Below are 24,769 nucleotides of genomic sequence, written 5' to 3'. Positions count from 1 at the left end.
TACCGGTTAACCAACCGCCTAGTGCTAGGTAAGCGCAGGGGAATAATAATATCCCTGACCAGCCTACGAATACGAAGCGATCGCGTTTTAACCAGTCGTCTAATACGTCAAACCACCCTCTTGTACTAGGGGCGCGTCCAACTGCGATGGTCATGAGAACGAATCTCCAAATGTTTATAAGTACAGGTCTGTTTTATAGATAAACTTTTTACATTTATCTGTATGCAGACAGTTTACCAGATTGTCAATCTAGTTTACAAATTTTTACCGACTCTCATAATTATAATGGCAAAGTGTTAATTTTTCCACTAAATTCTTGATTTAGTCATTAGTCAATCAATTTTAGATTTTGGATTTTGGATTTTGGATTAGACTGCAATCTAAAATTCTGTACTCCCCACACACCCCACACACCCCACACCTCCCACACTCCCCACACCTCCCACACCTCCCTGCCTCTTCATAATTCCCACTTTCCAATCTCCTAACGTTAAAATTGAGTCCTACAGTTCTGTTTGACTAATCCTAAATGTTTACCATTGACTTAAGTATCAAAAATACTGCCTTCCCCGTATCAGTACAACGTAAGTCAGCAGAGGATGCTGAAGCGATCTATCAACTAATTTTGTCCGCAATGCGCTCTGGAAGCCCTGACATCGTGGAACTTAAGTGTGAGGGTAAGACGGAAAAGAAAATTGCTGTCCGTTCTAGCGAAATTTCTGGAGTCCAGGTTGTTGAGAAAGATGGTGCAAGTACCGGTGGAGGTAGACCACCAGGCTTTTTTGCGGTAACTGCTGAATAAGGTGTGAATGATGTCAGAAGTTGGCATTGAGATCAAGGATTTAGATTTTAGTTGGCCTAATGGGACAAAGGCAATCCAATCTTGTTCTCTAGAAGTCCCCATCGGTGAATTTTGGATGCTTTTGGGTACAAATGGCAGTGGCAAATCTACATTACTCCGACTATTGGCTGGGCTATTAGCTCCTGATTCCGGTGAAATTAAGGTTTTAGAACCTGTTGGTTTTGTCTTTCAAAATCCTGATCATCAACTGGTAATGCCAACTGTTGGTGCTGATGTGGCTTTCGGACTGGTGGAAGAAAAGTTGCCGCCGGCTACGGTGAGAACAAGGGTAGAGGAGGCGCTAGGTTCGGTAAAGTTATCTGCTTTACAATTACGCCCGATCTATGCTTTGAGTGGGGGACAAAAACAACGAGTGGCGATCGCCGGTGCGATCGCTCGGCATTGTGAAATCTTATTGTTAGATGAACCCACAGCTTTACTCGATCCAGATAGCCAATTGGATTTAGTGGCTAGTGTCCGTAATCTAGTTAAAAGTCGGGGAATTACAGCTTTGTGGGTGACTCATCGCCTAGATGAGTTGAATTACTGTGATGGCGCTTTTTTACTAGAAAAAGGCTGTTTGATCGATAAAGGTGATCCTCAACGTCTTAAACAACGTTTGATGACAATGGATGATCAAGCTTCTTAAACATCCATTTTATCCCATGTATTTTTCTGAATAATTACTAACAATTCCAGCGCGTCTAAATTAGGCGCGTTTCTTTTTGGGAAAGCTTTTGCGGCTCATATTCTCGATTTTGATCCGATTTTTTACTGATTTGTAACATAGAGTTACACACAATACTTCAATTACTATAAAACCTATGAATGAATTTTGTTAACTCTAGATAATTGTGATTAAAAACCATGCCTCGTTCGTTACTTCCAGCCGTTTTGTTAGTAGACGGCTACAACATCATTGGTGCTTGGCCTTGTCTGAAAAAAACCCGTGATCATGCAGGATTAGAAGCCGCACGCGGGGAACTGGTAGAAGCTATGACTGGTTACAGCTCATTTCAAGGTTATGATACTCAAATAGTTTTTGATGCCCAATATCATAAAGCCCCTAGTAATCAAGAAGTTATTACGGAACTCTTATCCGTTCATTACACCGATTTTGGGCAAACAGCAGACACCTATATTGAGAAATCCTGTGCATCTCTGCGCTATCAAAAAGCACAATCTCTGATTCATCGCGTGATTGTGGCTACATCTGACCGCGCCCAGCAGTTGACAGTACAGGGATATGGTGCGGAATGGTTATCGGCACAGCAGTTGTGTGGTGAAGTAGAAACTACAGTTTGTCGGATGCGACATAAGTATCAAAAGCGCAAACAATCTAAAAGTCGGTTCTTGGCTAACTCTATTGATGCTAAAGCGCGACAACGACTGGCTGAATTACGGATGGGATTACAGTAGAGCCTCAAATCAAAAAGCCCGAAACCAGCCGCTAGATTGCATTTCGGCTGTAATGTTATGGGTATTCAACATCGGCAAAAAAAAGTTTAAGAAAAGACTTGCCAAATCCTAGATTTAGTCTTAATATGTATAACTGTGAGCGTTCCTCAGTAGCTCAGTGGTAGAGCGATCGACTGTTAATCGATTGGTCGCTGGTTCGAATCCGGCCTGGGGAGTTTGATAAAATAAAGGTAGAGTCTGGAGTATGGAAGGTAAAATATCCAACTTCAGACTTTTTCATTTCATATTGTTTTAGGCGATCGCATCTCGAATGAGTATTTACGCGATCGCCTATGGAATTTAAGAGCTACAAAGTAAAGTTACTAAACATTCACTTTTAATCTGTTTTCTGGAGTCGGGTAATGACTCTGACTGGGAACAGGTTTTGCTTCTGGAGATCCTTGTTGATTAGTAATCAATCTCGCCCCACGATTACGAGTGATGTAGTTCGAGACCCACTGAATCATCACTAATAATTTATTTTCAAACTCCATGAGGAAGTAGATATGAATTACTAACCAAAATAGCCAAGCAAAGAAACCTTTCAGTTTCATGAAGCCTAAATCTACAACGGCGGCATTCTGCCCAATCATTGCCAAGCTACCCTGGTCTGTATAATTAAACTGGGGTAAAGTCTGACCTTGAAGCTGTTTTCGGATCAGTTTAGCGACATATTCTCCTTCTTGTTTGGCTACTGGTGCAACACCAGGTAAGGGTTTGCCATTTTGATGAGAGAAATTAGCTAAATCTCCCACTACAAAAATGTTTTTATGACCCTGAATACTCAAGTCAGATTCTACAATTATCCGCCCGGCGCGATCGCACTCAGCCCCTGTACGTTCTGCTAGCACTTTCCCCATTGCGGAAGCTTTCACCCCTGCGGCCCACAAGACAGTCTTAGCAGCGATGTGTTTCACTTCGTCGCCGACTTTCATAGTCACGATGTCGTTTTCAATATTTGTGACTAAAGTTTTAGTCTGTACAGTTACACCCAAATTTGCCAGAGATGCTGCTGCTGTTTGTGATAACTCAGGGGCAAAAGGTGGTAATATCCGATCCATTCCTTCCAAAAGTAAAATTTCCGCTTCGGATGTGTCGATGTTGCGAAAATCTTTTTTCAGAGTTTGGTATGCCAATTCTGCGATCGCACCCGCCAATTCTACACCTGTTGGACCACCACCCACAATCACAAAAGTTAACAAAGCCCGACGTTTTTCCGGGTTAGTTTCTTTTTCCGCCGCTTCAAAGGCCATAAATATCCGGCGACGCATTTGTATAGCATCTTCCACCGTTTTCAACCCAGGGGCGAACTCTTCCCAATTATCCTTACCAAAATAGGAATGTTTAGCACCAGTCGCCACAATCAGCGTATCGTAAGGTACTAACTGATCATCCATAATCACCTGTTGGGCTTCTGGATCAATATCATTTACTTCTCCCAGCAAAACCTGAGTATTTTTGCTTTTGTTGAGTAAAGAACGCAATGGCGAAGAGATATGAGCCGGTGATAGCGTACCTGTAGCAACTTGGTATAAAAGCGGTTGGAATAAGTGAAAGTTACGTTTATCAATCAGAGTAACATTTACATTAGCCTTAGCCAGTGCCTTAGCCGCATACAGTCCACCAAAGCCACCACCAACGATCACAACCTCATGGGGTGAATTATTATCGTGGGAATCTACCATAAAAATATTTCCTTCTGTTACCGCGATTGTAACTATTCTTAATAAATGTGTATCAAACTTATCATATTTTTGCTGTTTATTTTGAACAATTGCGAAAATATCAAAGTTATCAAAGTTACGAATATCTGCGGACAAGGAACAGAGAAAAAGCTAGAAACGCCGGAATGATCATCTGTTTGTGTCAACGCCTTCCTGACAGTTAAGATAAAACCTTGCCGGAATCTGGGGTAACAATTTTCTAGATTTAGAGGAATATCGGACTCCTATTTGATTTCTGCAAGGCGCACACTCGTAATTTCCTTTAAACTAATGAGACCTTACCACCAAATCCCCATCGTCGAATGTGGTGAATCCCTAGTACCGATTCCTGTAGAATTATTTGCAGTGGAATCTCCCCATCCTTACGAAAAACTCGGTGCGAACTATCGGGAACATTCACCTTATTGTTTGCGGGAAACTGTGATTGATAATTTAATTCAAGCCCAAAATTATTTACAATCACTGCGTCCTGGTTGGTATATCCAAATCTTTGATGCTTATCGTCCTGTGGCTGTACAACAGTTTATGGTAGATTACAGTTTTGCTCAGGCTTTACAACAGCAGGGATTAACTGAGACTGAGTTATCATCAACCCAACGCCAAGAGATTTGGGAATCCGTTTATGAAATTTGGGCTGTACCGAGTTTTGATGAAAAAACTCCCCCTCCTCACAGTACAGGTGCGGCTGTAGATGTAACTTTAGTAAATGATGCTGGGGAAATAGTAGATATGGGTTCGCCTATTGATGAATTATCCGAGCGATCGCATCCCCATTACTACATCCATAGTGACCACCCAGAAGCACCACAATATCACGCCCATCGGCAATTATTGCATGATGTCATGTTAAAAGCAGGATTCCAACGCAACCCTAGAGAATGGTGGCATTTTTCCTTTGGTGATCAAATGTGGGCTTGGTTGTATAATCAAATTAATCCGGCAGAGCCTTTAACTGCACGTTATGGTCGGAAAATATCTGAACCTTGAATAATCGACTTTTACTACAGCAAAAATTACAAGCTTCCCTAGAGGAGATGCAAAGCAAACGCCATCTCAAATCTCCTCTCACAGATTTGCAGCTAGATAAAACCTCAAACGCAGAAATTGCCGAATTAACCACCGAATTAGAAAGCTGTAATCCTCATCCCCAACCCCTTGTCAACGCAATTTCTTTACTGAATGGTCCATGGAAATTACTCTACTCCACAGCTAGAGAAATCCGTTCTTTAGATTCCCTACCATTAGGATTACAGTTGGGTGAAGTTTATCAAGTAATTGACGTTAGCAAGACATTATTTTTTAACTTAGCTTTTGTCAAACATCCCCTGGGAATAGTTGCGGGATATGTGAAAGTAACAGCTAGTTTTGCACCAGCTACAGATAATTTATCGCCGTTACCAAATCAACGCATCAATGTGAACTTTGACAAACGCTATCTATCCATTCAGAAGATATTTGGCTTTGAAACTCCCCAACTTAACCCCTTTAAAGTAATTCCTGCTAAGGGTCCCCAAGGTAGAGTACCCACTCTTGATATTACTTATTTAGATGAAAATTTCAGAATTGGACGGGGAGGAGATGGGAGTTTATTCATTTTGACTAAAGCTGATGATTTACCCCAAGAGTTTACCCATCTTGAGGATTGAGGTTAATCATTTCCCAAGTCGTATAAGTACCGATGGGACTCCAAAGTAAATAGGGAATTAATAATAAGACTGCGATACGAGAAATCGGTAAAATTGCCAGTGTTAATATTAGGCAAATTACAAAACCTGTACCACCCAAAATTGTCCCCACCCGCAAACTACGCAGCCGAAACATCACAGGTGTATACGCGATAGTCACAATTTCTAAGAGTAAATATAAACCCATCAGTAACCAAGTGCTTCTAGTTCCGGGATTACTTTCCCAAATAATATAAGCTGACCAAGCACCGCAAATAAATATTACAGTCCAAATCAGAGGAATCGCGCCCTCAAAAGTTAACCATCTTGGTCTTTGTAAGCGCTTAAACCATTGAATATCACTAGGTGTAATCAAGTTAGCTGCTAACGCAATCAACAAAGCCACACCCCCAATTACTATCCACGATCTGATCATGCACCATATCCTTTGGGTTGTGCTGCCTACTCTTAATTATCACAGTTATAGCTGGGAACAGACACGTAGTGGACTGACACAGACACGTAGGGTGTGTTAGCGGTAGCGTAACGCACCATTCATTATTAAGGCTTTGGTGCGTTACGGATTTCATCCTAACACACCCTACAATACTTAATTTTTTCATAAATCAAACCGGATTCCTATAGTTTGATCTCTTCCTCAAGACTTAGGGCTAATTATCTCCCTAGTTGGGTGTATGAGTGCAAGTAATGCAAATATGATTTTAGGTGGGCGATTAGGAAATAATATGCAACCAGAAACAGAAGCGCGATCATCCCTAGCCAGATCGCAGACTAGATCATCTAAACATAAAATTGCCAATCAAATTCGCCTCACAGGGTGGGTAATGTTATGGGTACAATTAGCATTAGCACTGGTTTCTGGCTTATTGTTATTATTTGCTTCTCCTGGGGGTAACTTTACAAATCAGTCAAATCCCGGATTAGGAGTTGGTGTATTTTGGGCTGTAGCTGGGATTTTATTATTACTTTTCAGCGTATTTTGGGATTTTCGTTATACCCGCATAGGTAGACGCTTAGACAATCTTAATCCTACTCTGCATCCTAGTAAAACGGATACAACTAGAGCCATTCGTCTGGGAATTATGGCGAGTTTAGTGGGAATACTGATTAGTATTTTAGGCGCAGAAATCAGCGTCAGTGTGCTAGTCGCAAAAGCTGTATCCCAACCCCCAGGATTAGCAATTACTGATCCTAATAAAATCATTCGGGCTTTGGATGTATTTATAGTGGTAGCGAACATCAATGCTATTGCGGCTCATTTTGTCGGTACTGTTGCTTCTCTTTGGTTACTAGAAAAAGTGCATCAGCATTAGACATCTCCGAAAAAGAATGTAGAGATGTTCTATGGAATGTCTCTAAAATAGTTAATCATGTCTCGCAAACCACGAAACCACCAACCGGGCTTCTGCTATCACATCACGACTCGTTGCAATAATCGGGAGTTTCGCCTGACACGCTTAGAATGTCGGGAAGTATTTCTTTACGCTATCAAAAAAGCTCAGAATAAATATCACTTTAAGCTTTATGCTTTGTGCATCATGAGCAATCATATTCATTATTTGTTAGAACCGGCACAGCCAGAAGATTTACCCAAAATTATGCACTGGTTAAATTGGTACACTGCTATGTGCTTTAATAGAATGCTCAACCGCACGGGACACTTTTGGGAAAAGCGATATCATAGTAGCGGCTTTGAGAATACAGACAGCAAAAGAGCTTTAAACACCCTGCGATATATTCACGCTAACCCTAAAGTCGCCGGAATGCAGCCAGGTTTTTTCTACGATTTCAGCAATTATGGTATTCACGATAGATTAGGTGATGATGGTATCACTGAATGGCATCCAGCGTTTTTGAAGTTGGGTAAAACTCTAGATGAGTGTGCGGCTAAGTATAGAGGATTTTGCAAAAAATATCGCCCTAAACCTAAGCCAGAACAGCGCCACCACTGGGGAAGTAAATTATTAGCAGGGTTGAAGGGAAAAGCAAAGGGGAAGAAACACTCTCCGGGACAAATGAGACTACCTTGGGATGAATGGGAAGTGACTAACGAAGAAGTAGAAAAAGTAGCATCTCAGTTTATCTTGGCTAATTGTTATAACCCGCAAGTTGCTAGCGATATACTACAAGCAAAACATGAGAAGTGGGAAAAGCGACAGTGCCAGGTATCGGAAACGTAGAACCCGCAATACTTCGTGGAAAATGACTCGTTTAGGAATCTTTACAATTTGGTGTAAGCCTTATATGTTACAGTTTACAAGTCTCGACGCGAGAGAAGAGAGTCACCCCAAACACACCCTAAAACATCCCCCTAACTTCACCTCACCCCAAACTTCCCCAACTCTCACCTCACCCCTAAATCCCTCAGCTGGGAGATGCCCCCCAGGGGCATTCTGGGAGAAGGTCAGTTCGGAATAGTAAAGCCATTTTTTTCGCCGTCGCCAACCGATGCGATCGCCAAACTTAATCCCTCAGCTGGGAGATGCCCCCCAGGGGCATTCTGGGAGAAGGTCAGTTCGGAATAGTAAAGCCATTTTTTTCGCCGTCGCCAACCGATGCGATCGCCAAACTTTTCGTAGTCTTCCCCAACACTTTCATAAATTCGCTTTTGGACACTAAACCCAAAACACCCATTGCTATATTTTACCCACAATTGGTCAATAGTGCGTAAGTCAGTGCAAGGAAATTGTTCAATTGAATCCGAATTAAGCCAGCCTTCTCCTTCTCTATTAGCAGCTTTCAGCATCACTTTCAGAGTTTCTTGGTCTGCTTGTTTCCACTTTCCAGCTTTGAGTAAATCTCGCAACCGCCTATAGTCTACACCTTTATCAGAACTCAGATCATCAGTTTCCTGTTCTCGTCGCCGCCTATCGACTTCTTTTTGTTTAGCTTGTTCCTGTTCTCGTCGCCGCCTATCGGCTTCCTGTTGCCGTTTTAACCTATCCTCTTCTTCTTTTTCTCTCTGTAACCTATAGGCTTCATCGGCTTCCAGTTGGATTTCTTCTCGTTCCCTCTTAAGTTGTTCAACAGCAGTACGAATACCTTTGGCTACATCCGTGAAAGCTTCATCTTGAGAGTGCCAATGTCTTGATACCACAGGTTCAGCATTCTTAGGCAAAGCTCCAAGTTTAGCAAATGGTGCGCCAGTCCAATCAACACTCCGCAAAATCACTGGAATTACACAAGCCTCTCTCGCATCATGGCGTTCTATTGCTTTTTTTACTTCTACATCCCAGCAATAGTTAGAAAAAAGAAAGTCTGAACTGACAAGCAACAGAATGATGTCGGCTGTCTTTAAATTGTCGTTAATCTGGTAGTCCCACTCCTGTCCGGGTAGTATCTTACGGTCATACCAGCCCGATATTACACCCTGCCGTTCCAATATAGTCAGGTGTTTAGCTAATTCATCCCGTAGAGATTCATCTTTGTGAGAGTAAGAAAAGAAAAGCTTTAAAGATACCTCTGCCATTTTTGCGCTTAGAAGTAGGATAAATCATGCTTAGGGTAAATTATAGCGTTTTTGCCTGATTTCCCTGAGAACTGATGGTGATCATCCGTGAGATGAGAAAAGCTTGAGTAGTTAATACCAATTCAATATAAAGATGCAGACAAAGAACCCCACCCTAACCCTCCCCGCAAGCAGGGAGGGAACTGGAGAGGTAGAAATAATATGCAGCCTCATAAATAATTGGTATAAGATAAGCGGGTTTATAACAACTCTGCTGTTTGCCGTGGTGATACCAAAGAATTAGCACACAAAATACCCGAAGCAGCTACCGCAGGGACACCAATTCCTGGCATAGTGCTATCACCCACACGATACAAACCTTTTATCGGTGTGTGCGTATCGGGAAACATCCCCTGACCCGCAACTATAGCTGGGCCATAGGTTCCCTGATATCGTCTGAGATAACCAGCATGAGTTAGAGGTGTCCCAATGAGTTCTAACACCACACGCTCACGAATATCAGGGATAACTCGCTCTAAAGCCCGATATAAACTTTGCGCTTTCTGCTGTTTCTTGGCTTCATACCCATGATTTCGTTCCCAGCCGGCGTAAGGTTCCAGAGTGTAAGCATGAACCACATGATGTCCTTCTGGTGCTAAAGTTGCATCCCACACACTGGGAATGGAAATCATGCAAGTATTACCCGGTACGGTGATATCTTGACTTGAATCATGAACTACTACATGATGTCCCGTCAGATTTTCTAAACCAGTCGCCCGGATGCCTAAGTGTAAATGCATAAAGCTTTCAATGGCTGGTGTCTCTAATGCAACTTTCCGGTAAGATGCGGGTAAATCTTCAGGACGTAATAAATGATTGTAGGTATCCCAAAGCGTCGCATTAGAGATGACTATGGGGGCTGAGATGATTTCACCGTTTTGCAACTTTACACCCACAGCTTGACCAGATTCCACCAAGATTTGCTCAACATGACAGCCTAGACGTAACTGACCACCCCAACGTTCTAAACCCCTCACTAAAGCAGCGATAATTGCACCACTCCCGCCCACAGGATACTCAACCCCAGCACGGGAGCGCTCACCTAACATAAAAGCTACCTCTGGGGCAATTGTGCCGTGTGCCTTTAAACCCGACAATAAAAAGCATTCTAGGTCAATTAGCCGCCTTACCCAAGGGTCTTTGACTGTAGCATCCATGACATTACCCACAGAAGACTGCACCAGGGGTAAGTTAGGTAACATTTTCGTTAAAGATGAAAAATAACGTTGGATTAATACCAAAATCACCTGCCAATCTGCTCTCAAAGCTAGAGTAGGTATACCTTTCATTCCTTCATATAGCTTTAACAAGCGTTGGGCAAATTGTTGGAATTCTTTAGCACCTTGGGGCGTAATTTTATCCAGTTCATTCAGGTACTTCTCAGCATTGCGATAAACTGCAAAAATGGCTTCAGGAAAGTGGTAGTGTCCAAATGGATCATAGGGTATAACTTGGAGAGATTCCCCCAGGACTTGAAGAACTTGGGTGAGAGGATTCAAACTCTGAGAATCTGTGAGACCACAATAGAAAGAGGGGCCAGAATCAAATTCAAATCCTCTTCGTTTGAAGCTGTGGGCTGCACCGCCTGGGATGCTATGGCTTTCGCACACAATAACCCGTTTACCGTAACGAGCCAGTAAACCAGCAGCGCATAATCCACCAATACCGCTACCAATGACGATCGCATCACTTTGAGAATGTTGAGTGTTGAGTGCTAAGTTCATATTTTAATGAGTAATTAATAATGACCAATGAATGAACCATTAATTGAACTGAAAGGCATTTCTAAATCTTTTGGTAACAATAAAATTTTAGATAATGTGGATTTGACAATTTATCGGGGGGAAGCAGTCGGGATTATTGGCCCTTCAGGAACTGGTAAATCAACGGTTCTACGGATTATTGCCGGATTAATGGCTCCTGATAGTGGAGAAATTTATGTGGAAGGGGTACGGCGAGATGGGTTAATTGAGGACAGTGCTGATCCCATTGGGATTGGGATGGTGTTTCAACAGGCGGCGTTATTTGATTCGTTGACGGTAGATGAAAATGTGGGTTTTTTACTGTATCAACATTCCAAGATACCGCGATCGCGCATTCAAGAACTGGTGAAACAAAAATTAGAAATGGTGGGTTTATCGGGAATCGGTCATCTTTATCCATCGGAATTATCCGGGGGAATGCGAAAACGGGTAAGTTTTGCTAGGGCGATTATTTCTAATCCTGATAATCCCACAGAGGGTCCAGAAGTTTTACTATATGATGAACCCACCGCCGGACTTGACCCTATTGCCTCTACAGTTATCGAAGATTTAATTCGTCAGTTACAATTAACACAAGGAGTCTGTAGTACTTATGCGATCGTGACGCACCAAGATAGTACTATTCACCGGACTGCTGATAGAATACTCTTTCTTTATCAAGGTAAAGTGCAATGGCAAGGTAAAGTGAGTGAGATAGATAGCACAGAAAATCCCTTGATTCGACAATTTATAAGTGGCAGTGTGGATGGACCAATTCAGGTCGCTGGTTAGGTGGATGGAGAAATAATATGCGAGATATCATAACAAACAGCTTTGCTTCTAAGCGCACATTAAGAGAAGGCTCAGTGGGATTGCTCATAGTCTTGGGTTTGGGAGCATTTGTGATGATTGTTCTCTGGTTAAATAGATTTACTGCTGGTAGTAATTCGTACAAATTTATTGTAGAATTTGCGAATGCTGGTGGGATGCAAAGAGGCGCAATAGTCCGCTATCGGGGTGTGAAAGTAGGCAATATTTCTAAAGTGCAAGCAGGATCAAATGCTGTAGAGGTGGAAGTTGAAATTGCTCCAGCTAACTTGATGATTGCCAGTGATGTGGTAATTGAAGCGAATCAGAGTGGATTAATTAGTGAAAGTATTATTGATATTACACCCAAAAGCTCTATACCTGTAGGGGCGATCGCTCAACCCTTAGATGATGACTGTGACGAAACTCTCATAGTCTGTAATGGTTCGCGGTTAACAGGTGAAATTGGCATCAGCATTGATGAACTGATTCGCACCTCCACGAATTTAGCCACTACATACAATGATCCACAATTCTATCAAAAACTGAATAGACTTCTAGAAAGTTCAACAGCAGCAGCCACTAGTGTTGCATCCCTCAGTCAGGATTTCCGAGGTTTGAGTAAAAGCTTTGAACAACAAATAGGTACATTTTCTGATACGGCTAATTCAGTGCAACGCGCCACAAATAAACTGACTGTATCCGCTACTAAAACAGTAGATCAATTAGGTGAAACAGCTAGCGAATTTAGTTCCACCGCCAATCAAGCTAATCGGTTATTAAGCAATTTAGATGAATTGGTGACAACTAACCGGAGTTCTTTAGTTGGCGCTTTGAACAATATCACCGAAACTAGCAACCAACTCCGAGTCACAGTCAGTAGCCTATCACCTGCGGTTAATAAACTAACTCAAGGCGAATTACTCAACAATTTAGAAAATCTTTCTGCAAATGCAGCCCAAGCTTCAGCCAATTTACGCGACGCATCTAAAACCTTAACTGACCCTCAGAATATAGTGCTAATGCAGCAAACCTTAGATTCAGCTAGGGTGACTTTTGAGAATACCCAAAAAATCACCTCTGATTTAGATCAATTGACAGGTGATCCTGCTTTCCGCCAAAATTTGCTGCAATTGGTCAATGGTTTAAGTGGTTTGGTATCTTCTACAGAACAGATGGAGGAACAAGTTAAGGTAGCTGCTAATTTAGAATCTCTGAAAACAGCAGTTAACAAACCAGTGCTTAAACAGTCTCCTGTTAACAAAAAAACCAAAGACCAGCCTCCTGTTAGCATACCCGACCTGGAAATTCCCATTCCCCAACCCAGCCCACAGGCGCTAAATATTAAGCCAATACCTGCTGCTGTTCAGATGGTTGAACCGAAAACCCCAGCAGTGGTTAATCCAGTAATTCCCGAAGCACCCCAAGAAAAACTGTTACAGAAATTGCGGAAGTATGGAGAAGAAAGGAATTTAGATGAATAAGGATGAGGCGCGTGAGAGAGACGAGGGAAAAAGTTCTTCGACCTAACCCCAATGACCAATGACCAATGACCAATGACTAATTCCAATCTTCCTCTTCTTTTTTACCCCGACTTTGATAAATTCCCCCTGCATCATGAAGCTGACGAGTTTTCTCAAACAGTTCCGCTTCCGTCAAACCCCACTGCTGCAAGACTTTATCCAGGTCTTGTTGAATATCTCTGGCTCCGGGAAAGCCTTGATAACGAATTCTTAATCTAGCTAATTCTGCTAAATGGTAGTTTGTTGGCTCTTGAGCGAGTAAAATATGAATAGAGGGGCGATCGCGGTTATAAAGAGGATGTTGTTGATCTTTATTACCCTGTAATTCAGACATAATTTATACCTCTGTTTTGATGATAAATTCATCCCTAGTCTAGATGCAACAATGTTTCCATTCCCTCATAATTAATCATGACGGCAACCACACCTCGCCCCATACGGCTCTCACCACTGCCATGCAACTTTAAATAAAGATACATTATCTTTAAGAAAATACAAAAAAGTTTAAATAAGGGTGAATATTTAGCTCACCCAAAGCCCAAAGCAGCAAGGGAGCAAGAATCCACTATGTTTGAACACTTCACTTCCGAAGCCATTAAAGTAATTATGTTAGCCCAGGAGGAAGCACGTCGCCTGGGACACAATTTCGTAGGAACAGAACAAATCCTCCTGGGTCTAATCGGGGAAGGAACTGGGGTTGCTGCTAAAGTGCTAGCCGAATTGGGCGTTACTCTCAAGGAAGCACGCCGCGAAGTCGAAAAAATTATCGGTAGAGGTTCTGGTTTTGTACCACCAGAAATCCCTTTTACGCCTAAAGTGAAAAGCTTATTTGAGCAATCCTTTAGAGAAGCCAATAGTCTCGGACATAACTACATAAATACAGAACACTTACTCTTGGGATTGACTGAGGCTGGTGAAGGTGTCGCCGCTAAAGTCCTGCAAAATCTAGGGGTTGACCTGAAGAATGTCCGCACAAATGTCATCCGCCGTTTAGGTGAAGGTGGAACTGTTTTTGCCAGTGCAGGTGGTAGTAGTTCCCAGCGCAGCCAAAACCTCAGCCTGGAAGAATTTGGCAGAAATCTCACGAAATTAGCCCAAGAGGGTAAGCTTGACCCTGTAGTTGGTCGAGCCAAAGAAATTGAGCGGACAATTCAAATTCTTGGTCGTCGGACAAAGAATAATCCAGTGTTAATCGGTGAACCAGGAGTTGGTAAAACTGCGATCGCCGAAGGTTTAGCGCAACGGATTGTTAATCAAGATGCGCCAGAAGTCCTGCTAGATAAGCAAGTGATCAGCTTAGATATGGGACTACTGATATCTGGAACCCGTTTTCGTGGTGACTTTGAAGAACGCATCAAGAAAGTAGTTGAAGAAGTCCGTTCTGCGGGCAATATCATTCTAGTCATTGACGAAGTTCACACCTTAGTTGGGGCTGGTGGGACAGAAGGCGGCTTAGATGCAGCCAATATCCTCAAACCTGCCTTGGCGCGTGGTGAACTCCAATGTATTGGTGCAACCACTCTGAATGAGTATCGTCAGTATATTGAGCGTGATGCGGCTTTAGAGCGTCGTTTCCAATCAGTTTTGGTAGGAGAACCCTCAATCCAAGAAACCATTGAGATTCTCTACGGCTTGCGGGGCGCTTATGAGCAACACCATAAAGTACATATCTCTGATGAAGCTGTGGTCGCCGCCGCCGAGTTGTCAGATCGTTACATCAGCGATCGCTTTTTACCAGATAAAGCCATTGACCTGATTGATGAAGCTGGTTCTCGTGTGCGCTTGCGGAATTCCCGGACTTCTACCAATAAAGAACTCAAACAGCAATTAGCTGGTGTAACTAAAGCCAAAGAGGAAGCCGTCAGACTTCAGAACTTTGACAAAGCTGGAGAACTGCGCGACGAGGAAATGAAACTCACAGCCGACCTACATCCGGAAGTACAAACAGAGAAACCTGTCAACTCACCCGTTGTAGATGAAGAAGACATTGCTCAAATTGTCGCTTCTTGGACAGGTGTACCAGTTAACAAACTCACCGAATCAGAGTCAGAACTGCTGCTACACCTAGAAGACACACTGCACGAGCGATTAATTGGTCAAGAACAAGCAGTTACAGCCGTATCTCGTGCCATTCGTCGCGCCAGAGTCGGGTTAAAAAATCCCAATCGCCCCATTGCGAGTTTTATTTTCTCTGGCCCCACCGGAGTTGGTAAAACAGAGTTAGCGAAATCCTTAGCTTCATACTTCTTCAGCAGCGAAGAATCATTGATTCGCTTCGATATGTCCGAATACATGGAAGGACACACAGTTTCCAAACTCATTGGTTCACCTCCTGGTTACGTAGGATACGACGAAGGCGGTCAACTTACAGAAGCAGTACGCCGCAAACCCTACTCAGTGCTACTATTCGACGAAATCGAAAAAGCGCACCCCGATGTGTTTAATATGTTGCTGCAACTGTTGGATGATGGACATCTAACCGATGCTAAAGGTCGGAAAGTGGACTTCAAGAATACGCTAATTATTCTCACTTCCAACATTGGTTCCAAGGTAATTGAAAAAGGTGGCGGTGGTTTAGGCTTTGACTTCGAGACAGCAGCCGATGCTAGCTATAACCGTATTCGTACCCTAGTAAATGAGGAAATGAAGGCTTACTTCCGTCCGGAATTCCTCAACCGCTTGGATGATATTATCGTCTTTACCCAGTTGGCGAAGGATGAGGTCAAGCAAATTGCTGATATCCTGCTTAAAGAACTTGCAGGCCGCTTGACTGAAAAGGGCATTACTTTAGAAGTTACAGAACGCTTTAAAGAGCGGGTAGTAGAAGAAGGCTATAACCCCAGTTATGGTGCTAGACCGTTACGCCGGGCAATTATGCGCTTGCTAGAAGATCCTCTAGCTGAAGCCATGCTTTCTGGTGAAGTGACTGATGGAGTCGTAGCTACTGTGGATGTTGATGATGACAATCAGGTAATCATACATGGCACAGAAAAGCGAGAGTTACTGATGGCTAATGCTGGCTAGTATTTTAATCAAGTTACTTAATTAGAAGTTTTTACCCCTGGTAGTCATACTAGGGGATTTTTTTATATTGAGGATGTGATTCTTAAGTGCTTGTCAAAAGACTTCTTCAAAAATTATCCTATGAAAATTAACTGTTAGATGACAGAGAAGATAAGCTGTTAAGAGTAATAAGCTTTTGCTGAGGCGATAAATTAAATCATGTTGCGCTCATTGACACTAAAAAACTTTCGTTGCTTCCAGAACTTAACTCTTGAGCCACTGGAACGAGTAAACTTAATCGCAGGAAAAAATAATGTTGGTAAAACATCTCTTTTAGAAGCTATTTTTATGTTTATTAACCCCAGTAATCCTGAATCATTATTTCAGGTTAATCGCCTGCGGGGTATTCCCAGAGGAGGAATTAAATTTGAAGACATTGAAGAAATTAGAGGTTTTTTCTTCAACCAAGATATTGACAAAGTAATTGAAATTATTGATTTAGACGCAAATAATTTACAACGAATTTTGAAAATTTTTCTTCTTGAATCAGAAGAAGAGCAAATAGATGATTTATCTCTTTTAAATTATCATAATACCAGTTCCAAAGTTGATGAATCACTCACAACAGAGGTCAGACCATACTCTAGCTTAGATTGGGAGTACCAAGATCCCAATGAAATAAATCCCTTACGCATTTCTTTAAGAGCCGATGGTAGTAAATTCCTGGGTACGCGTTATCGGCGAGAAAAATTCCCTTTAGGTATCTATCTTACAACTAGTACAAGCTCACCAATAGAAGACGCTGAACGTTTTAGCCATTTAGAACGAATTGGAAGGCAAAATGAAGTTTTAGAAACACTCCAGTTATTAGAGCCTCGTTTGCGCCGCTTGAGTTTGCTGGTCATTAAGCGTGAACCAATAATCAATGGTGATATAGGTATGCGTGAATTAGTTCCATTACCACTTATGGGAGAAGGAATGAGGCGTTTGCTCTCAATTGTATTGGCAATAGCTAATGCTAAAGGCGGGACTATTTTAATTGACGAGATTGAAAATGGCTTACATCACTCAGTTTTAACTGATGTCTGGAGAGCCATAGCTGATGCTGCTCGACGAGCAGATGTACAAATATTTGCCACTACCCATAGTCGGGAATGTATTATTGCAGCTCATGAAGCATTTGATAATAGCGAGAAATATGATTTTCGTTACCATCGACTTGAAAGAGTCAAAGATAAAATTCAAGCATTCACATACGATAAAGAAGCCTTAGAAACTTCAGAAGAATTTGACTGGGAGATTCGCTGATGTCTAGCAAATCTCTAGAATTATCAAGACCAAAATTACTTATTGGTGAAGGTTCTGAGGAAGTATTGTTTTTTAATGCCTTACTAAAGCATCTCAACATTACTGATATTCAGGTAGAACAATATGGAGGTAAGCAAGCACTGGGCAATTATTTGAAACAACTATTTTTGCGCCCTGGTTTTAGAGACATTGTTTCTCTGGGTATCACAAGGGATGCAGATGAGTCTACAAAAAGTGCATTTGATAGTATATGCGGCTCTTTAAAAAATGCCAAATTACCTGTACCAAACTACCCAAAAGAAATTGTAGGGGATAGTCCCAAAGTCAGCATATTAATTCTTCCAGAATATCAAGATAGCGGAATGCTTGAAGATGTCTGCTTAGAAGCGATAAAAACAGATCAAGCTATACAATGCATAGACGATTACTTTCATTGTGTTTACAATACAGCACAACGACAACCCAAACCTAAAGATATCTCAAAAGCACGTATACGTGCTTGGTTATCGTCGCAAATAGAACCAGATAAACGTTTAGGAGAAGCAGCAAAGGCAGGTTATTTACCGTGGGATAGCCCTGCATTTGATGCTATGAAGCAATTCTTACAAGCTTTATAAAAGATGAAATTTAGCAAGTATACCCCTTTCCAGATTATAATCTAGAAAAGGGCATCTTCAAACAGAAAAAGAATTTTTTAGTTACTGACTTTTCAAAACCCCCAGTTCTTGCTGTATGGGCAAGACATCTAAAATATCGGTTTGAGCGCAATATTCTAAATCTTCGTGTGATTCCAGACGTAATAACCGTTGGCCGTGACTAGCTTGGTGGAATAATCCCAATAGGTCATTTTGCCATTGTGAGTAAAGCGCGATCGCACTAATTACTTCATCATTACCAGCTAATTCCACTGGAGAAAATTGGGACTTCTCTACCAGACTATGAGCGATCGCCCCAGCACAAACTGTATCTTCTAAAGAAAACGTTCCTTCCCAGCCAGAACCGACAATCCACACAGTCTCTGGTTGTTTATCCAGAAGAAATTGCACCACCGCCGCCCGATTAATCAAAGCTGCGGCCAGTACACTTGGGGACTGTTCTATCCGTTGTAAAGCGCGAGTGCCATTGGTGGTACTAATAAATAATCGTCGCCCCTCGACTACTTCCCTTGTGCAGTCTAGAGGAGAGTTACCCAAGTCAAAACCAGCGACTTTAGCACCACCGCGTTCTCCGGCTCGGAGTCGTTTTTCTGGAGGCCATTTTTCACTGACAGCAACCAGTTGTTCTAAATCACTGAAGACTTGCACAGCTTCGCCACCAGATGCCAAAACAGTAGCTATAGTGCTAGTAGCTCGCAAAACATCAACTGCGATCGCGCAGTCTGGAGTTTCGCCGATGGGAGTCAATTCCGGAGTGTGGTAGATGAATAGCTTCACGCGGTAGATAAACCTGCTCTAAATACTACTGCCGAGATTACATTCTAATGGGTGTCATTCACCATAATCACAGTTAAATTCTGAGTATTTCTTATCATCAGCCCAGAGTATTTTTTATATATGATTACCCAGCCGAGATCAAGAAAGGCAAACAAAGGTAATCTGAAAACAGAATAAATCCCAGCACAAACGGTTTTAATCCTCAGCTACTTGGCAATATAGAGAAGGAATCTTTGCCATCTGCTTATTCCATCTCTAAAATTCCTTACCAAATAAATATGGCACCTTTACCCGAATACCGCCCCAAACAAATGTCTGTAGGCCCCTTGGAAGCAGAAATTTTGAATATAATCTGGGAACTGGGTTCAGCGACAGTTAAAGATGTACACGATCGCATCCTGTCAGACCCCAACCGCGAACTAGCTTATACTTCTGTAACTACAGTTTTACGTCGTCTCACTGATAAAGGTTGGCTAGCCTGTAACAAACAAGGCAGAGCATTTTATTGGCAACCCCAGCTGACAAAGCAGCAAGCACAGGTAATCAAAGCCCATGACCAGTTACAAAAATTTCTCGCCGTAGGTAATCCCGACGTAATCGCCGCCTTTGCTGATAGTCTAGATGCAGCTGCTAGCGATCAACTAGAAGCGATCGCCAAACGCATTCAAGCCGCACGCCAAGCCAGGGAGGAACAATAATCATGCATTTGATGATGATTTTAACTGCTATCACAGTTGCTTGGAGTTTAAGACACTCTGGGAATCATCTCCAAGGTAACTGGAATCTCCGATGGCGGCGATCGCTATTTTTATTTCTCTTCCCCCCATTATTAATTTTCATGACGGCGATCGCAGTCCTATTCATGGGACCTCAAGGTAAAATGGGCGGAATAAATACTGAGTGGTGGAGTTACGAACTAGCATTAATTTTGCTGGGATTTTTTGCCATTTTATGCATTACCCTAGCCTTTCAAGGTTACCAATCAGTGGAATCAGCCCGTAAATCCCCCCTAGTAGATATTCACGGTAAACAAATTCGCCTACTTAACACAGACGCGCCCTTTGCAGGTCAAATAGGCTTTTGGCATCCAGAACTAGTAGTTAGCCAAGGATTACTGCAAACCCTCTCTCCCGCCCACCTCAATAGTGTCTTAGCACATGAACAAGGACACTACCATTACCGAGACACATTTTGGTTTTTCTGGCTAGGTTGGGTTCGCGCCAGTACCAGTTGGTTACCCAATACAAATGCCTTGTGGGAGGAACTCCTAGCATTGCGAGAATTACGGGCTGACAGTTACGCTGCATCACAGGTAGACCCCTTGCTATTGGCGGAATCATTACTGATGGTAGTCAGCAAAAACAGTGTATCATCTATATCATCAGCAATTTGCTGTGCAGCTTTAGGGGCTAGTGGCGGCGATGCCTACGGCGGCAAGCTACGCTTAGAACAGAGAATAGAAGCTTTATTAGCACCACCAGAACCCACCCCAGAAATCAAAAGTCATTCTTGGAATAATTTCTTACTAGCATTTCTACCCCTACTGACCGTCATATTTCATACTTAACCAGCTATGGAATTAGCACAATATAATAGAGCCTCGATGCCCCAGGCTGTAGGCTGCTATACAACCATGACCAGTACCAGCTTCTCGTACAGAAATTCAACCAACTGAACTAAGGAAAAATCAACATTTTAAACCCGCACAGGTGGTCACTCAGCAGTTCGGCAAGCTCACTGTAACACTTGTCGAAGTGCGGGTTTCGTCTATCTATGTGGGACTTCTAATCGCCACAGATAATTTCTTAAATCTAAATATCTCTGCATATTAACTTTCCAGAAACTCCTTAATAGTTTTAACTTTTACATTTTTTTAGGGAATAATAAACTGACTAAAGACTGTCTTGCTACCCTCATGGGTCATTGACTTTTGTCGCTATATATTTGTAATTGACTTTATGAAAAAATGTGTAGGTATCCAGCAAAAAATCCCTAGAAATAACTTCTTCAAAAAAAGTAAATTTCTCACTTTAGCAGTGGTTTTTGCATTCTTGAGTGCAGGTTGTACCACAAACATATTTAGCAACTATCAGTCTATTTTCGACAGTGGAGTTAGTAGCACAGATAATTTATCTCCCTTAACAATCGGTATACTACCTACCCAAAGTCGCATAGAACAAGAAAAAATGATTAAACCCCTAGACGAATACTTAGAAAAATCACTAGGAAGGCAAGTTGATTTTCAAATTGCCCAAAATTATCAGGAAGTCGTTGATTGGTTGGTGCAAAATAAACTGGATTTAGCTTATTTAGGACCAGTTACCTATCTAGAAGCTCTAGAGAAGGGCGCTAAGGTTGAACCTTTAGTTGCACCTATCGATAAAGAAACAGGGCAACCTTGGTATCGATCATGTATTATAGTCAAAGCAGACAGCCCGATACAAACTATCCAAGACCTCAAAGGCAAGCGCGTTGCTTTTGTAGATAAATCATCCACTTCTGGGTATTTGATGCCAGCAGCAACTTTAAAAAAACTAGAAATTAACCCTTATCGAGATTTTGCTCAAGTCCTGTTTGCAGGTAGTCATAGCAAGAGTATGGGAGCCTTAGAAGACGGTATTGTTGATGCTGCTGTTACTAATATTGACTCTTATTTAAAACAGCAAAATAAGGGTAAACTCACACCTGAAAATTCTAGAATTATCTGGGAATCTGCACCCATACCTCATTCCCCCATAGTAATGTCTCGAAAACTATCTTCTGAGTTAATTCAACAACTGAAAAAAGCTTTTGTTAGTAGCCCAGATGGTATTGAAGATATTGTGGGAACTGAGTCTGCTGGATATACCTTAGTTATACCTTCCGATTATGCACCAATTCAGAAAATCCGCGAAGAACTTAATTTAATTTCCACGTCAGAAAAATGAAAATTTCGACAAAATTTCTTATAGCTTCTGCATTGACCGTGGGATTTATAGTAGCGATCATGTTTGGGAAAACTATGCTGACTCAGCAAATTAGACAAAACATCCGTGATAAAAGCCAAAAAAGTGCAGAAATAGTCAAAGTGGCGCTGGAAGCAGAAAATGCTTTAAAGCGGCAAATTATAGGACTCAAGGATGTAATTCTATTACAAACTGAAGATACAGACATAGAAAAGTCTGAAAAGACCTTTATCAAATCTCTAGATCGGTTAGAAAATTTACTAGAAGATTCTCCAGAAATAGCTGTAGTTCGTCGTCGTCACCAATTTCTCAATAAGATGACTAATGACCTAACTAAATCAAATTCCATTACAAATTCTCTGGAAGATTCTCAGCAGTATTTTCGCGCGATTAATTCTTTTAACCGTGATATTGAATTATTTCTTTCGGATATAGTTAAACGTGCTGATCAGCAAAATATCCTTATACAAAAAGAATTAGACAATCTATATACACTACAAACAATTATGTCTTTTTTAATTGTTTTTGTGATTATAATTATCTTTATAGGGAAATTTTTTATAATTTGGCGACCAAGAGTTAAATATTTACAGAAATTGCAATTTGGCACAGCAGAAATTGCTGCCGGGAATTTAAACTATCGTTTGAATATTAGCACAGGTGATGAAATAGAAGACCTAGCGAAAGCATTTAACTATATGGCCATCAATTTAAAAGAATCTCGTGAAACACTGTTAAAAAATACAGAATTGACTGTAATGAATCAACGTTTAGAAGTGGAAATTACTGAGCGGAAACAGGCAGAATTAGAACTTCAACAAACTTTAACAGAACTCCAAAATACACAATTGCAATTGATTCAGACAGAAAAAATGTCTAGCTTGGGTCAATTAGTCGCTGGGGTCGCCCATGAAATTAATAACCCAGTTAATTTTATTTCTGGTAACGTTATCCATGCTTCTGAATATTGTCAAGAAATTTTGGCATTATTAAGTTTATACCAAGAAACTTTTCCTGATCATGGAGAAAAAATTCAAGAAAAAATTGAAGACATGGACTTAGAGTTTGTGTTGAATGATTTACCAAAAACTCTGCGTTCTATGAAAATGGGAGCGCAAAGAATTCGGGAAATTGTTTTATCTTTACGTAACTTTTCCCGATTGGATGAATCAGATATGAAAGAAGTCGATATTCACGAAGGAATTGAAAGTACATTGCTGATTTTGCAAAATCGTCTGAAGGCAAAGCCAGAACATCCAGAAATTAAAATTATTAAAAATTATGGCAATTTACCTTTAGTAGAGTGTTATCCTGGGCAGTTAAATCAAGTATTTATGAATATTATGAATAATGCGATTGATGCATTAGATTATCATAATAATCAGCAAACAGCGATGCGATCGCCACAAGCAATTCAGAATAATAGCGCTCAAATCCTCATTAGTACCGCAGTTACCAAAGATAACCGGGTGCTGATAGAAATTACAGATAATGGTCCAGGGATGACTGAACAGACCAAGCAAAAGTTATTTGACCCATTCTTCACCACTAAACCCATTGGTCAAGGTACAGGCTTAGGTTTATCTATTAGCTATCAGATTATTGTCCAAAAGCACTCTGGTCTTTTAAGCTGTGATTCAGAAATAGGTCAAGGTACTAAATTTTCCATTAATATTCCTCCGCGTCAGCAAGGAAAAGAAACAGCACTTTTAGCGGAAACATAAAAGTAAGCTGCGCGTGCGCTAAGTTCTCTGAACATTTTGCTTCAGCACTAACAATCACCCTTATCTATTCAGAGCTTATACTGAGAAAGTTTTTTTACACCTTTTACGACTTTTCAAACATTCTCTAAGCTCGACTTTATCCATTTTTTTCGCAACGCGATTGCTATCCCTGAAACCTTTGTGCGGTAAGTGTTCTAATTTTTTGATTTCATCGAGAATCAGTGATATGAAAAAAGTATTTGCCAAGAAGCCAGGATTTTTGCCAGAGAGGGAAACCGAGTTCTTAATTTTGGATAAAGTCGAGCTAAGACAAGTGAGTTAAATTAAATCAAGCTAAAAATATTTGCCATACCATAAAATAATTATGTAAAAGGTATATTGTATTGCTGTTTTTGTATAAAATAATATCCATAGCTAAACCAATTACGAAAATCTAAATCTTTTCGACTCAAGATTATAATTACAGAGAGGTTTCTTGTGAGGAATAGTTTTACTAGCCGGGATGTCTTGGGAAGGTACATCTTGATAATTTCTGTTTTAACAAGTTATATCATATTGACTGCGAATTTGGCTCGTGCTGATCGATGGACTGATCAAGTCCGTAGTCAATTGATTAAAGCTGCTCTAGCCGCTGGTTTTGGTGGATATAGTCTAACTCACGACCCTTTTATCGGTGACTTAGGTAATGGAGGAGAGAACGATATTACCTTAAATTTAAGGGGGAATGTCAGTTACGCAATTGTAGGTGCTTGCGATAGCGATTGCCGGGATATTGACTTAAAGGTTTACGACGACAACGGCAATCTTATCTCTTCTGACCTTCAAAGAGATGACACTCCCCTTGTTAGATTTACACCGCGTTGGAATGCTCGTTTCACAATCAGAGTGATAATGCCTAACTGTTCAAACGCTCCATGTCGATATGGCATCGGAGCCTTCGGTAAGTCAAAAACTTTGAGAGAACTTTAGCTAATGCGACTGCCAAAGTTAATCTTTGTTTTATTCGACTCATGCTTAAGCGGTTAGCTCAGGCATAGATATCAAATGGGTTCTATAGAGAAGGGGCTG

Annotated in this window: 25 protein-coding genes, 1 tRNA gene and 1 pseudogene; 19 read left to right on the top strand and 8 right to left on the bottom strand. The window is 41.3% G+C overall.

What is annotated here, in order from left to right; translation table 11 throughout:
- Window positions 1-154: pseudogene (locus tag VB620_RS11575) on the bottom strand (photosystem II D2 protein (photosystem q(a) protein)); the annotation flags it as partial.
- 375 nt (window positions 155-529) lie between these two features.
- On the opposite strand from VB620_RS11575, the gene VB620_RS11570 reads away from it, so the two are divergent.
- The 4 genes from VB620_RS11570 to VB620_RS11555 all read left to right on the top strand — a co-directional run bounded on the left by VB620_RS11570 (window position 530) and on the right by VB620_RS11555 (window position 2,475).
- On the top strand, window positions 530-802 hold the full coding sequence (locus VB620_RS11570; protein ID WP_323196296.1) for a hypothetical protein: 273 nt from the start codon (window positions 530-532) through the stop codon (window positions 800-802).
- Window positions 803-812: 10 nt separating this feature from the next.
- Complete coding sequence (locus tag VB620_RS11565; protein WP_323196303.1) at window positions 813-1,490, top strand: energy-coupling factor ABC transporter ATP-binding protein; 678 nt, start codon at window positions 813-815, stop codon at window positions 1,488-1,490.
- A gap of 218 nt (window positions 1,491-1,708) precedes the next feature.
- Window positions 1,709-2,260: an NYN domain-containing protein gene (locus VB620_RS11560; protein WP_323196295.1), complete on the top strand. Its 552-nt coding sequence runs from the start codon at window positions 1,709-1,711 to the stop codon at window positions 2,258-2,260.
- Between the two features lie 143 nt (window positions 2,261-2,403).
- Window positions 2,404-2,475: transfer RNA gene (locus VB620_RS11555), tRNA-Asn, on the top strand.
- Between the two features lie 147 nt (window positions 2,476-2,622).
- Here the strand turns inward: VB620_RS11555 and VB620_RS11550 are convergent.
- Complete coding sequence (locus VB620_RS11550) at window positions 2,623-3,984, bottom strand: NAD(P)/FAD-dependent oxidoreductase (RefSeq protein WP_323196294.1); 1,362 nt, start codon at window positions 3,982-3,984, stop codon at window positions 2,623-2,625.
- Window positions 3,985-4,031: 47 nt separating this feature from the next.
- Between VB620_RS11550 and VB620_RS11545 the strand changes: the two genes are divergently transcribed.
- The 3 genes from VB620_RS11545 to VB620_RS11535 all read left to right on the top strand — a co-directional run bounded on the left by VB620_RS11545 (window position 4,032) and on the right by VB620_RS11535 (window position 5,669).
- Complete coding sequence (locus VB620_RS11545; RefSeq protein WP_323196293.1) at window positions 4,032-4,187, top strand: hypothetical protein; 156 nt, start codon at window positions 4,032-4,034, stop codon at window positions 4,185-4,187.
- 106 nt (window positions 4,188-4,293) lie between these two features.
- Window positions 4,294-5,010 carry a M15 family metallopeptidase gene (locus tag VB620_RS11540; protein ID WP_323196292.1) on the top strand — a complete coding sequence of 239 codons (717 nt, stop codon included), beginning with the start codon at window positions 4,294-4,296 and terminating at the stop codon, window positions 5,008-5,010.
- On the top strand, window positions 5,007-5,669 hold the full coding sequence (locus VB620_RS11535; RefSeq protein ID WP_323196291.1) for a PAP/fibrillin family protein: 663 nt from the start codon (window positions 5,007-5,009) through the stop codon (window positions 5,667-5,669). Before VB620_RS11540 ends, VB620_RS11535 begins: the two co-directional genes overlap by 4 nt.
- On the opposite strand, the gene VB620_RS11530 is transcribed toward VB620_RS11535, so the two are convergent.
- Window positions 5,650-6,123, bottom strand: a complete 474-nt coding sequence (locus VB620_RS11530; RefSeq protein WP_323196290.1) for a TspO/MBR family protein — start codon at window positions 6,121-6,123, stop codon at window positions 5,650-5,652. The two genes, VB620_RS11535 and VB620_RS11530, sit on opposite strands and share 20 nt — an antisense overlap.
- Before the next feature lie 259 nt (window positions 6,124-6,382).
- Between VB620_RS11530 and VB620_RS11525 the strand changes: the two genes are divergently transcribed.
- Both VB620_RS11525 and VB620_RS11520 read left to right on the top strand, forming a co-directional pair.
- On the top strand, window positions 6,383-7,021 hold the full coding sequence (locus VB620_RS11525; protein ID WP_323196289.1) for a DUF3611 family protein: 639 nt from the start codon (window positions 6,383-6,385) through the stop codon (window positions 7,019-7,021).
- Window positions 7,022-7,078: 57 nt separating this feature from the next.
- Window positions 7,079-7,888 (top strand): transposase, encoded by an 810-nt coding sequence (locus VB620_RS11520; protein WP_323196288.1) that lies wholly within the window; start codon window positions 7,079-7,081, stop codon window positions 7,886-7,888.
- Between the two features lie 102 nt (window positions 7,889-7,990).
- On the opposite strand, the gene VB620_RS11515 is transcribed toward VB620_RS11520, so the two are convergent.
- From VB620_RS11515 to VB620_RS11505, 3 genes are all read right to left on the bottom strand, one after another.
- Window positions 7,991-8,158 (bottom strand): hypothetical protein, encoded by a 168-nt coding sequence (locus tag VB620_RS11515; protein WP_407674202.1) that lies wholly within the window; start codon window positions 8,156-8,158, stop codon window positions 7,991-7,993.
- Entirely contained in the window at window positions 8,113-9,177 is a 1,065-nt protein-coding gene (locus tag VB620_RS11510; RefSeq protein WP_323196287.1) for a GUN4 domain-containing protein, read from the bottom strand. Before VB620_RS11510 ends, VB620_RS11515 begins: the two co-directional genes overlap by 46 nt.
- 239 nt (window positions 9,178-9,416) lie before the next feature.
- A complete protein-coding gene (locus VB620_RS11505) occupies window positions 9,417-10,940 on the bottom strand; it encodes a phytoene desaturase family protein (RefSeq protein WP_323196286.1) in 1,524 nt (507 codons plus the stop codon).
- A gap of 27 nt (window positions 10,941-10,967) precedes the next feature.
- Here VB620_RS11505 and VB620_RS11500 point away from each other — a divergent pair, with 27 nt between their 5' ends.
- Window positions 10,968-11,750, top strand: coding sequence for an ABC transporter ATP-binding protein (locus VB620_RS11500; RefSeq protein ID WP_323196285.1), 783 nt, complete (start codon window positions 10,968-10,970; stop codon window positions 11,748-11,750).
- Between the two features lie 17 nt (window positions 11,751-11,767).
- Window positions 11,768-13,249 (top strand): MlaD family protein, encoded by a 1,482-nt coding sequence (locus tag VB620_RS11495; RefSeq protein ID WP_323196284.1) that lies wholly within the window; start codon window positions 11,768-11,770, stop codon window positions 13,247-13,249.
- A gap of 76 nt (window positions 13,250-13,325) precedes the next feature.
- Here VB620_RS11495 and VB620_RS11490 read toward each other — a convergent pair whose 3' ends face one another.
- Window positions 13,326-13,622 (bottom strand): DUF3288 family protein, encoded by a 297-nt coding sequence (locus VB620_RS11490; protein ID WP_323196283.1) that lies wholly within the window; start codon window positions 13,620-13,622, stop codon window positions 13,326-13,328.
- Window positions 13,623-13,855: 233 nt separating this feature from the next.
- On the opposite strand from VB620_RS11490, the gene VB620_RS11485 reads away from it, so the two are divergent.
- The 3 genes from VB620_RS11485 to VB620_RS11475 all read left to right on the top strand — a co-directional run bounded on the left by VB620_RS11485 (window position 13,856) and on the right by VB620_RS11475 (window position 18,216).
- Window positions 13,856-16,312, top strand: a complete 2,457-nt coding sequence (locus tag VB620_RS11485; protein WP_323196282.1) for an ATP-dependent Clp protease ATP-binding subunit — start codon at window positions 13,856-13,858, stop codon at window positions 16,310-16,312.
- Between the two features lie 198 nt (window positions 16,313-16,510).
- Complete coding sequence (locus VB620_RS11480) at window positions 16,511-17,599, top strand: AAA family ATPase (RefSeq protein ID WP_323196281.1); 1,089 nt, start codon at window positions 16,511-16,513, stop codon at window positions 17,597-17,599.
- On the top strand, window positions 17,599-18,216 hold the full coding sequence (locus VB620_RS11475; protein ID WP_323196280.1) for a DUF3226 domain-containing protein: 618 nt from the start codon (window positions 17,599-17,601) through the stop codon (window positions 18,214-18,216). The genes VB620_RS11480 and VB620_RS11475 overlap by 1 nt, the downstream gene beginning before the upstream one ends.
- An 81-nt stretch (window positions 18,217-18,297) precedes the next feature.
- Here VB620_RS11475 and VB620_RS11470 read toward each other — a convergent pair whose 3' ends face one another.
- Complete coding sequence (locus VB620_RS11470; protein ID WP_323196279.1) at window positions 18,298-19,032, bottom strand: 2-phosphosulfolactate phosphatase family protein; 735 nt, start codon at window positions 19,030-19,032, stop codon at window positions 18,298-18,300.
- A 278-nt stretch (window positions 19,033-19,310) separates the two neighbouring features.
- On the opposite strand from VB620_RS11470, the gene VB620_RS11465 reads away from it, so the two are divergent.
- The 5 genes from VB620_RS11465 to VB620_RS11445 all read left to right on the top strand — a co-directional run bounded on the left by VB620_RS11465 (window position 19,311) and on the right by VB620_RS11445 (window position 24,670).
- A complete protein-coding gene (locus tag VB620_RS11465; RefSeq protein ID WP_323196278.1) occupies window positions 19,311-19,730 on the top strand; it encodes a BlaI/MecI/CopY family transcriptional regulator in 420 nt (139 codons plus the stop codon).
- A gap of 2 nt (window positions 19,731-19,732) precedes the next feature.
- On the top strand, window positions 19,733-20,599 hold the full coding sequence (locus VB620_RS11460) for a M56 family metallopeptidase (protein ID WP_323196277.1): 867 nt from the start codon (window positions 19,733-19,735) through the stop codon (window positions 20,597-20,599).
- A 391-nt stretch (window positions 20,600-20,990) separates the two neighbouring features.
- The gene (locus VB620_RS11455) at window positions 20,991-21,959 is read left to right on the top strand and encodes a substrate-binding domain-containing protein (protein WP_323196276.1); all 969 of its coding nucleotides are present in this window, start codon (window positions 20,991-20,993) and stop codon (window positions 21,957-21,959) included.
- Window positions 21,956-23,701, top strand: a complete 1,746-nt coding sequence (locus VB620_RS11450; RefSeq protein ID WP_323196275.1) for an ATP-binding protein — start codon at window positions 21,956-21,958, stop codon at window positions 23,699-23,701. The genes VB620_RS11455 and VB620_RS11450 overlap by 4 nt, the downstream gene beginning before the upstream one ends.
- Window positions 23,702-24,223: 522 nt before the next feature.
- A complete protein-coding gene (locus VB620_RS11445) occupies window positions 24,224-24,670 on the top strand; it encodes a hypothetical protein (RefSeq protein WP_323196274.1) in 447 nt (148 codons plus the stop codon).
- Window positions 24,671-24,769: the final 99 nt, after the last annotated feature.

Source organism: Nodularia harveyana UHCC-0300 (assembly GCF_034931085.1).
GTDB classification, from domain to species: domain Bacteria; phylum Cyanobacteriota; class Cyanobacteriia; order Cyanobacteriales; family Nostocaceae; genus Nodularia; species Nodularia harveyana.
Note: the sequence above shows the minus strand (reverse complement) of the source record. Positions and strands in the feature narration are given on the sequence as shown.

Bases quoted from the DNA above. Each gene is read 5' to 3' on its own strand.
- VB620_RS11455 (WP_323196276.1), top strand. From the start codon at position 20,991: ATGAAAAAATGTGTAGGTATCCAGCAAAAAATCCCTAGAAATAACTTC.
- VB620_RS11465 (WP_323196278.1), top strand. From the start codon at position 19,311: ATGGCACCTTTACCCGAATACCGCCCCAAACAAATGTCTGTAGGCCCC.
- VB620_RS11505 (WP_323196286.1), bottom strand. From the start codon at position 10,940: ATGAACTTAGCACTCAACACTCAACATTCTCAAAGTGATGCGATCGTC.
- VB620_RS11450 (WP_323196275.1), top strand. From the start codon at position 21,956: ATGAAAATTTCGACAAAATTTCTTATAGCTTCTGCATTGACCGTGGGA.
- VB620_RS11550 (WP_323196294.1), bottom strand. From the start codon at position 3,984: ATGGTAGATTCCCACGATAATAATTCACCCCATGAGGTTGTGATCGTT.
- VB620_RS11495 (WP_323196284.1), top strand. From the start codon at position 11,768: ATGCGAGATATCATAACAAACAGCTTTGCTTCTAAGCGCACATTAAGA.
- VB620_RS11570 (WP_323196296.1), top strand. From the start codon at position 530: ATGTTTACCATTGACTTAAGTATCAAAAATACTGCCTTCCCCGTATCA.
- VB620_RS11480 (WP_323196281.1), top strand. From the start codon at position 16,511: ATGTTGCGCTCATTGACACTAAAAAACTTTCGTTGCTTCCAGAACTTA.
- VB620_RS11520 (WP_323196288.1), top strand. From the start codon at position 7,079: ATGTCTCGCAAACCACGAAACCACCAACCGGGCTTCTGCTATCACATC.
- VB620_RS11490 (WP_323196283.1), bottom strand. From the start codon at position 13,622: ATGTCTGAATTACAGGGTAATAAAGATCAACAACATCCTCTTTATAAC.
- VB620_RS11530 (WP_323196290.1), bottom strand. From the start codon at position 6,123: ATGATCAGATCGTGGATAGTAATTGGGGGTGTGGCTTTGTTGATTGCG.
- VB620_RS11475 (WP_323196280.1), top strand. From the start codon at position 17,599: ATGTCTAGCAAATCTCTAGAATTATCAAGACCAAAATTACTTATTGGT.
- VB620_RS11500 (WP_323196285.1), top strand. From the start codon at position 10,968: ATGAATGAACCATTAATTGAACTGAAAGGCATTTCTAAATCTTTTGGT.
- VB620_RS11540 (WP_323196292.1), top strand. From the start codon at position 4,294: ATGAGACCTTACCACCAAATCCCCATCGTCGAATGTGGTGAATCCCTA.
- VB620_RS11525 (WP_323196289.1), top strand. From the start codon at position 6,383: ATGAGTGCAAGTAATGCAAATATGATTTTAGGTGGGCGATTAGGAAAT.
- VB620_RS11565 (WP_323196303.1), top strand. From the start codon at position 813: ATGTCAGAAGTTGGCATTGAGATCAAGGATTTAGATTTTAGTTGGCCT.
- VB620_RS11560 (WP_323196295.1), top strand. From the start codon at position 1,709: ATGCCTCGTTCGTTACTTCCAGCCGTTTTGTTAGTAGACGGCTACAAC.
- VB620_RS11485 (WP_323196282.1), top strand. From the start codon at position 13,856: ATGTTTGAACACTTCACTTCCGAAGCCATTAAAGTAATTATGTTAGCC.
- VB620_RS11460 (WP_323196277.1), top strand. From the start codon at position 19,733: ATGCATTTGATGATGATTTTAACTGCTATCACAGTTGCTTGGAGTTTA.
- VB620_RS11510 (WP_323196287.1), bottom strand. From the start codon at position 9,177: ATGGCAGAGGTATCTTTAAAGCTTTTCTTTTCTTACTCTCACAAAGAT.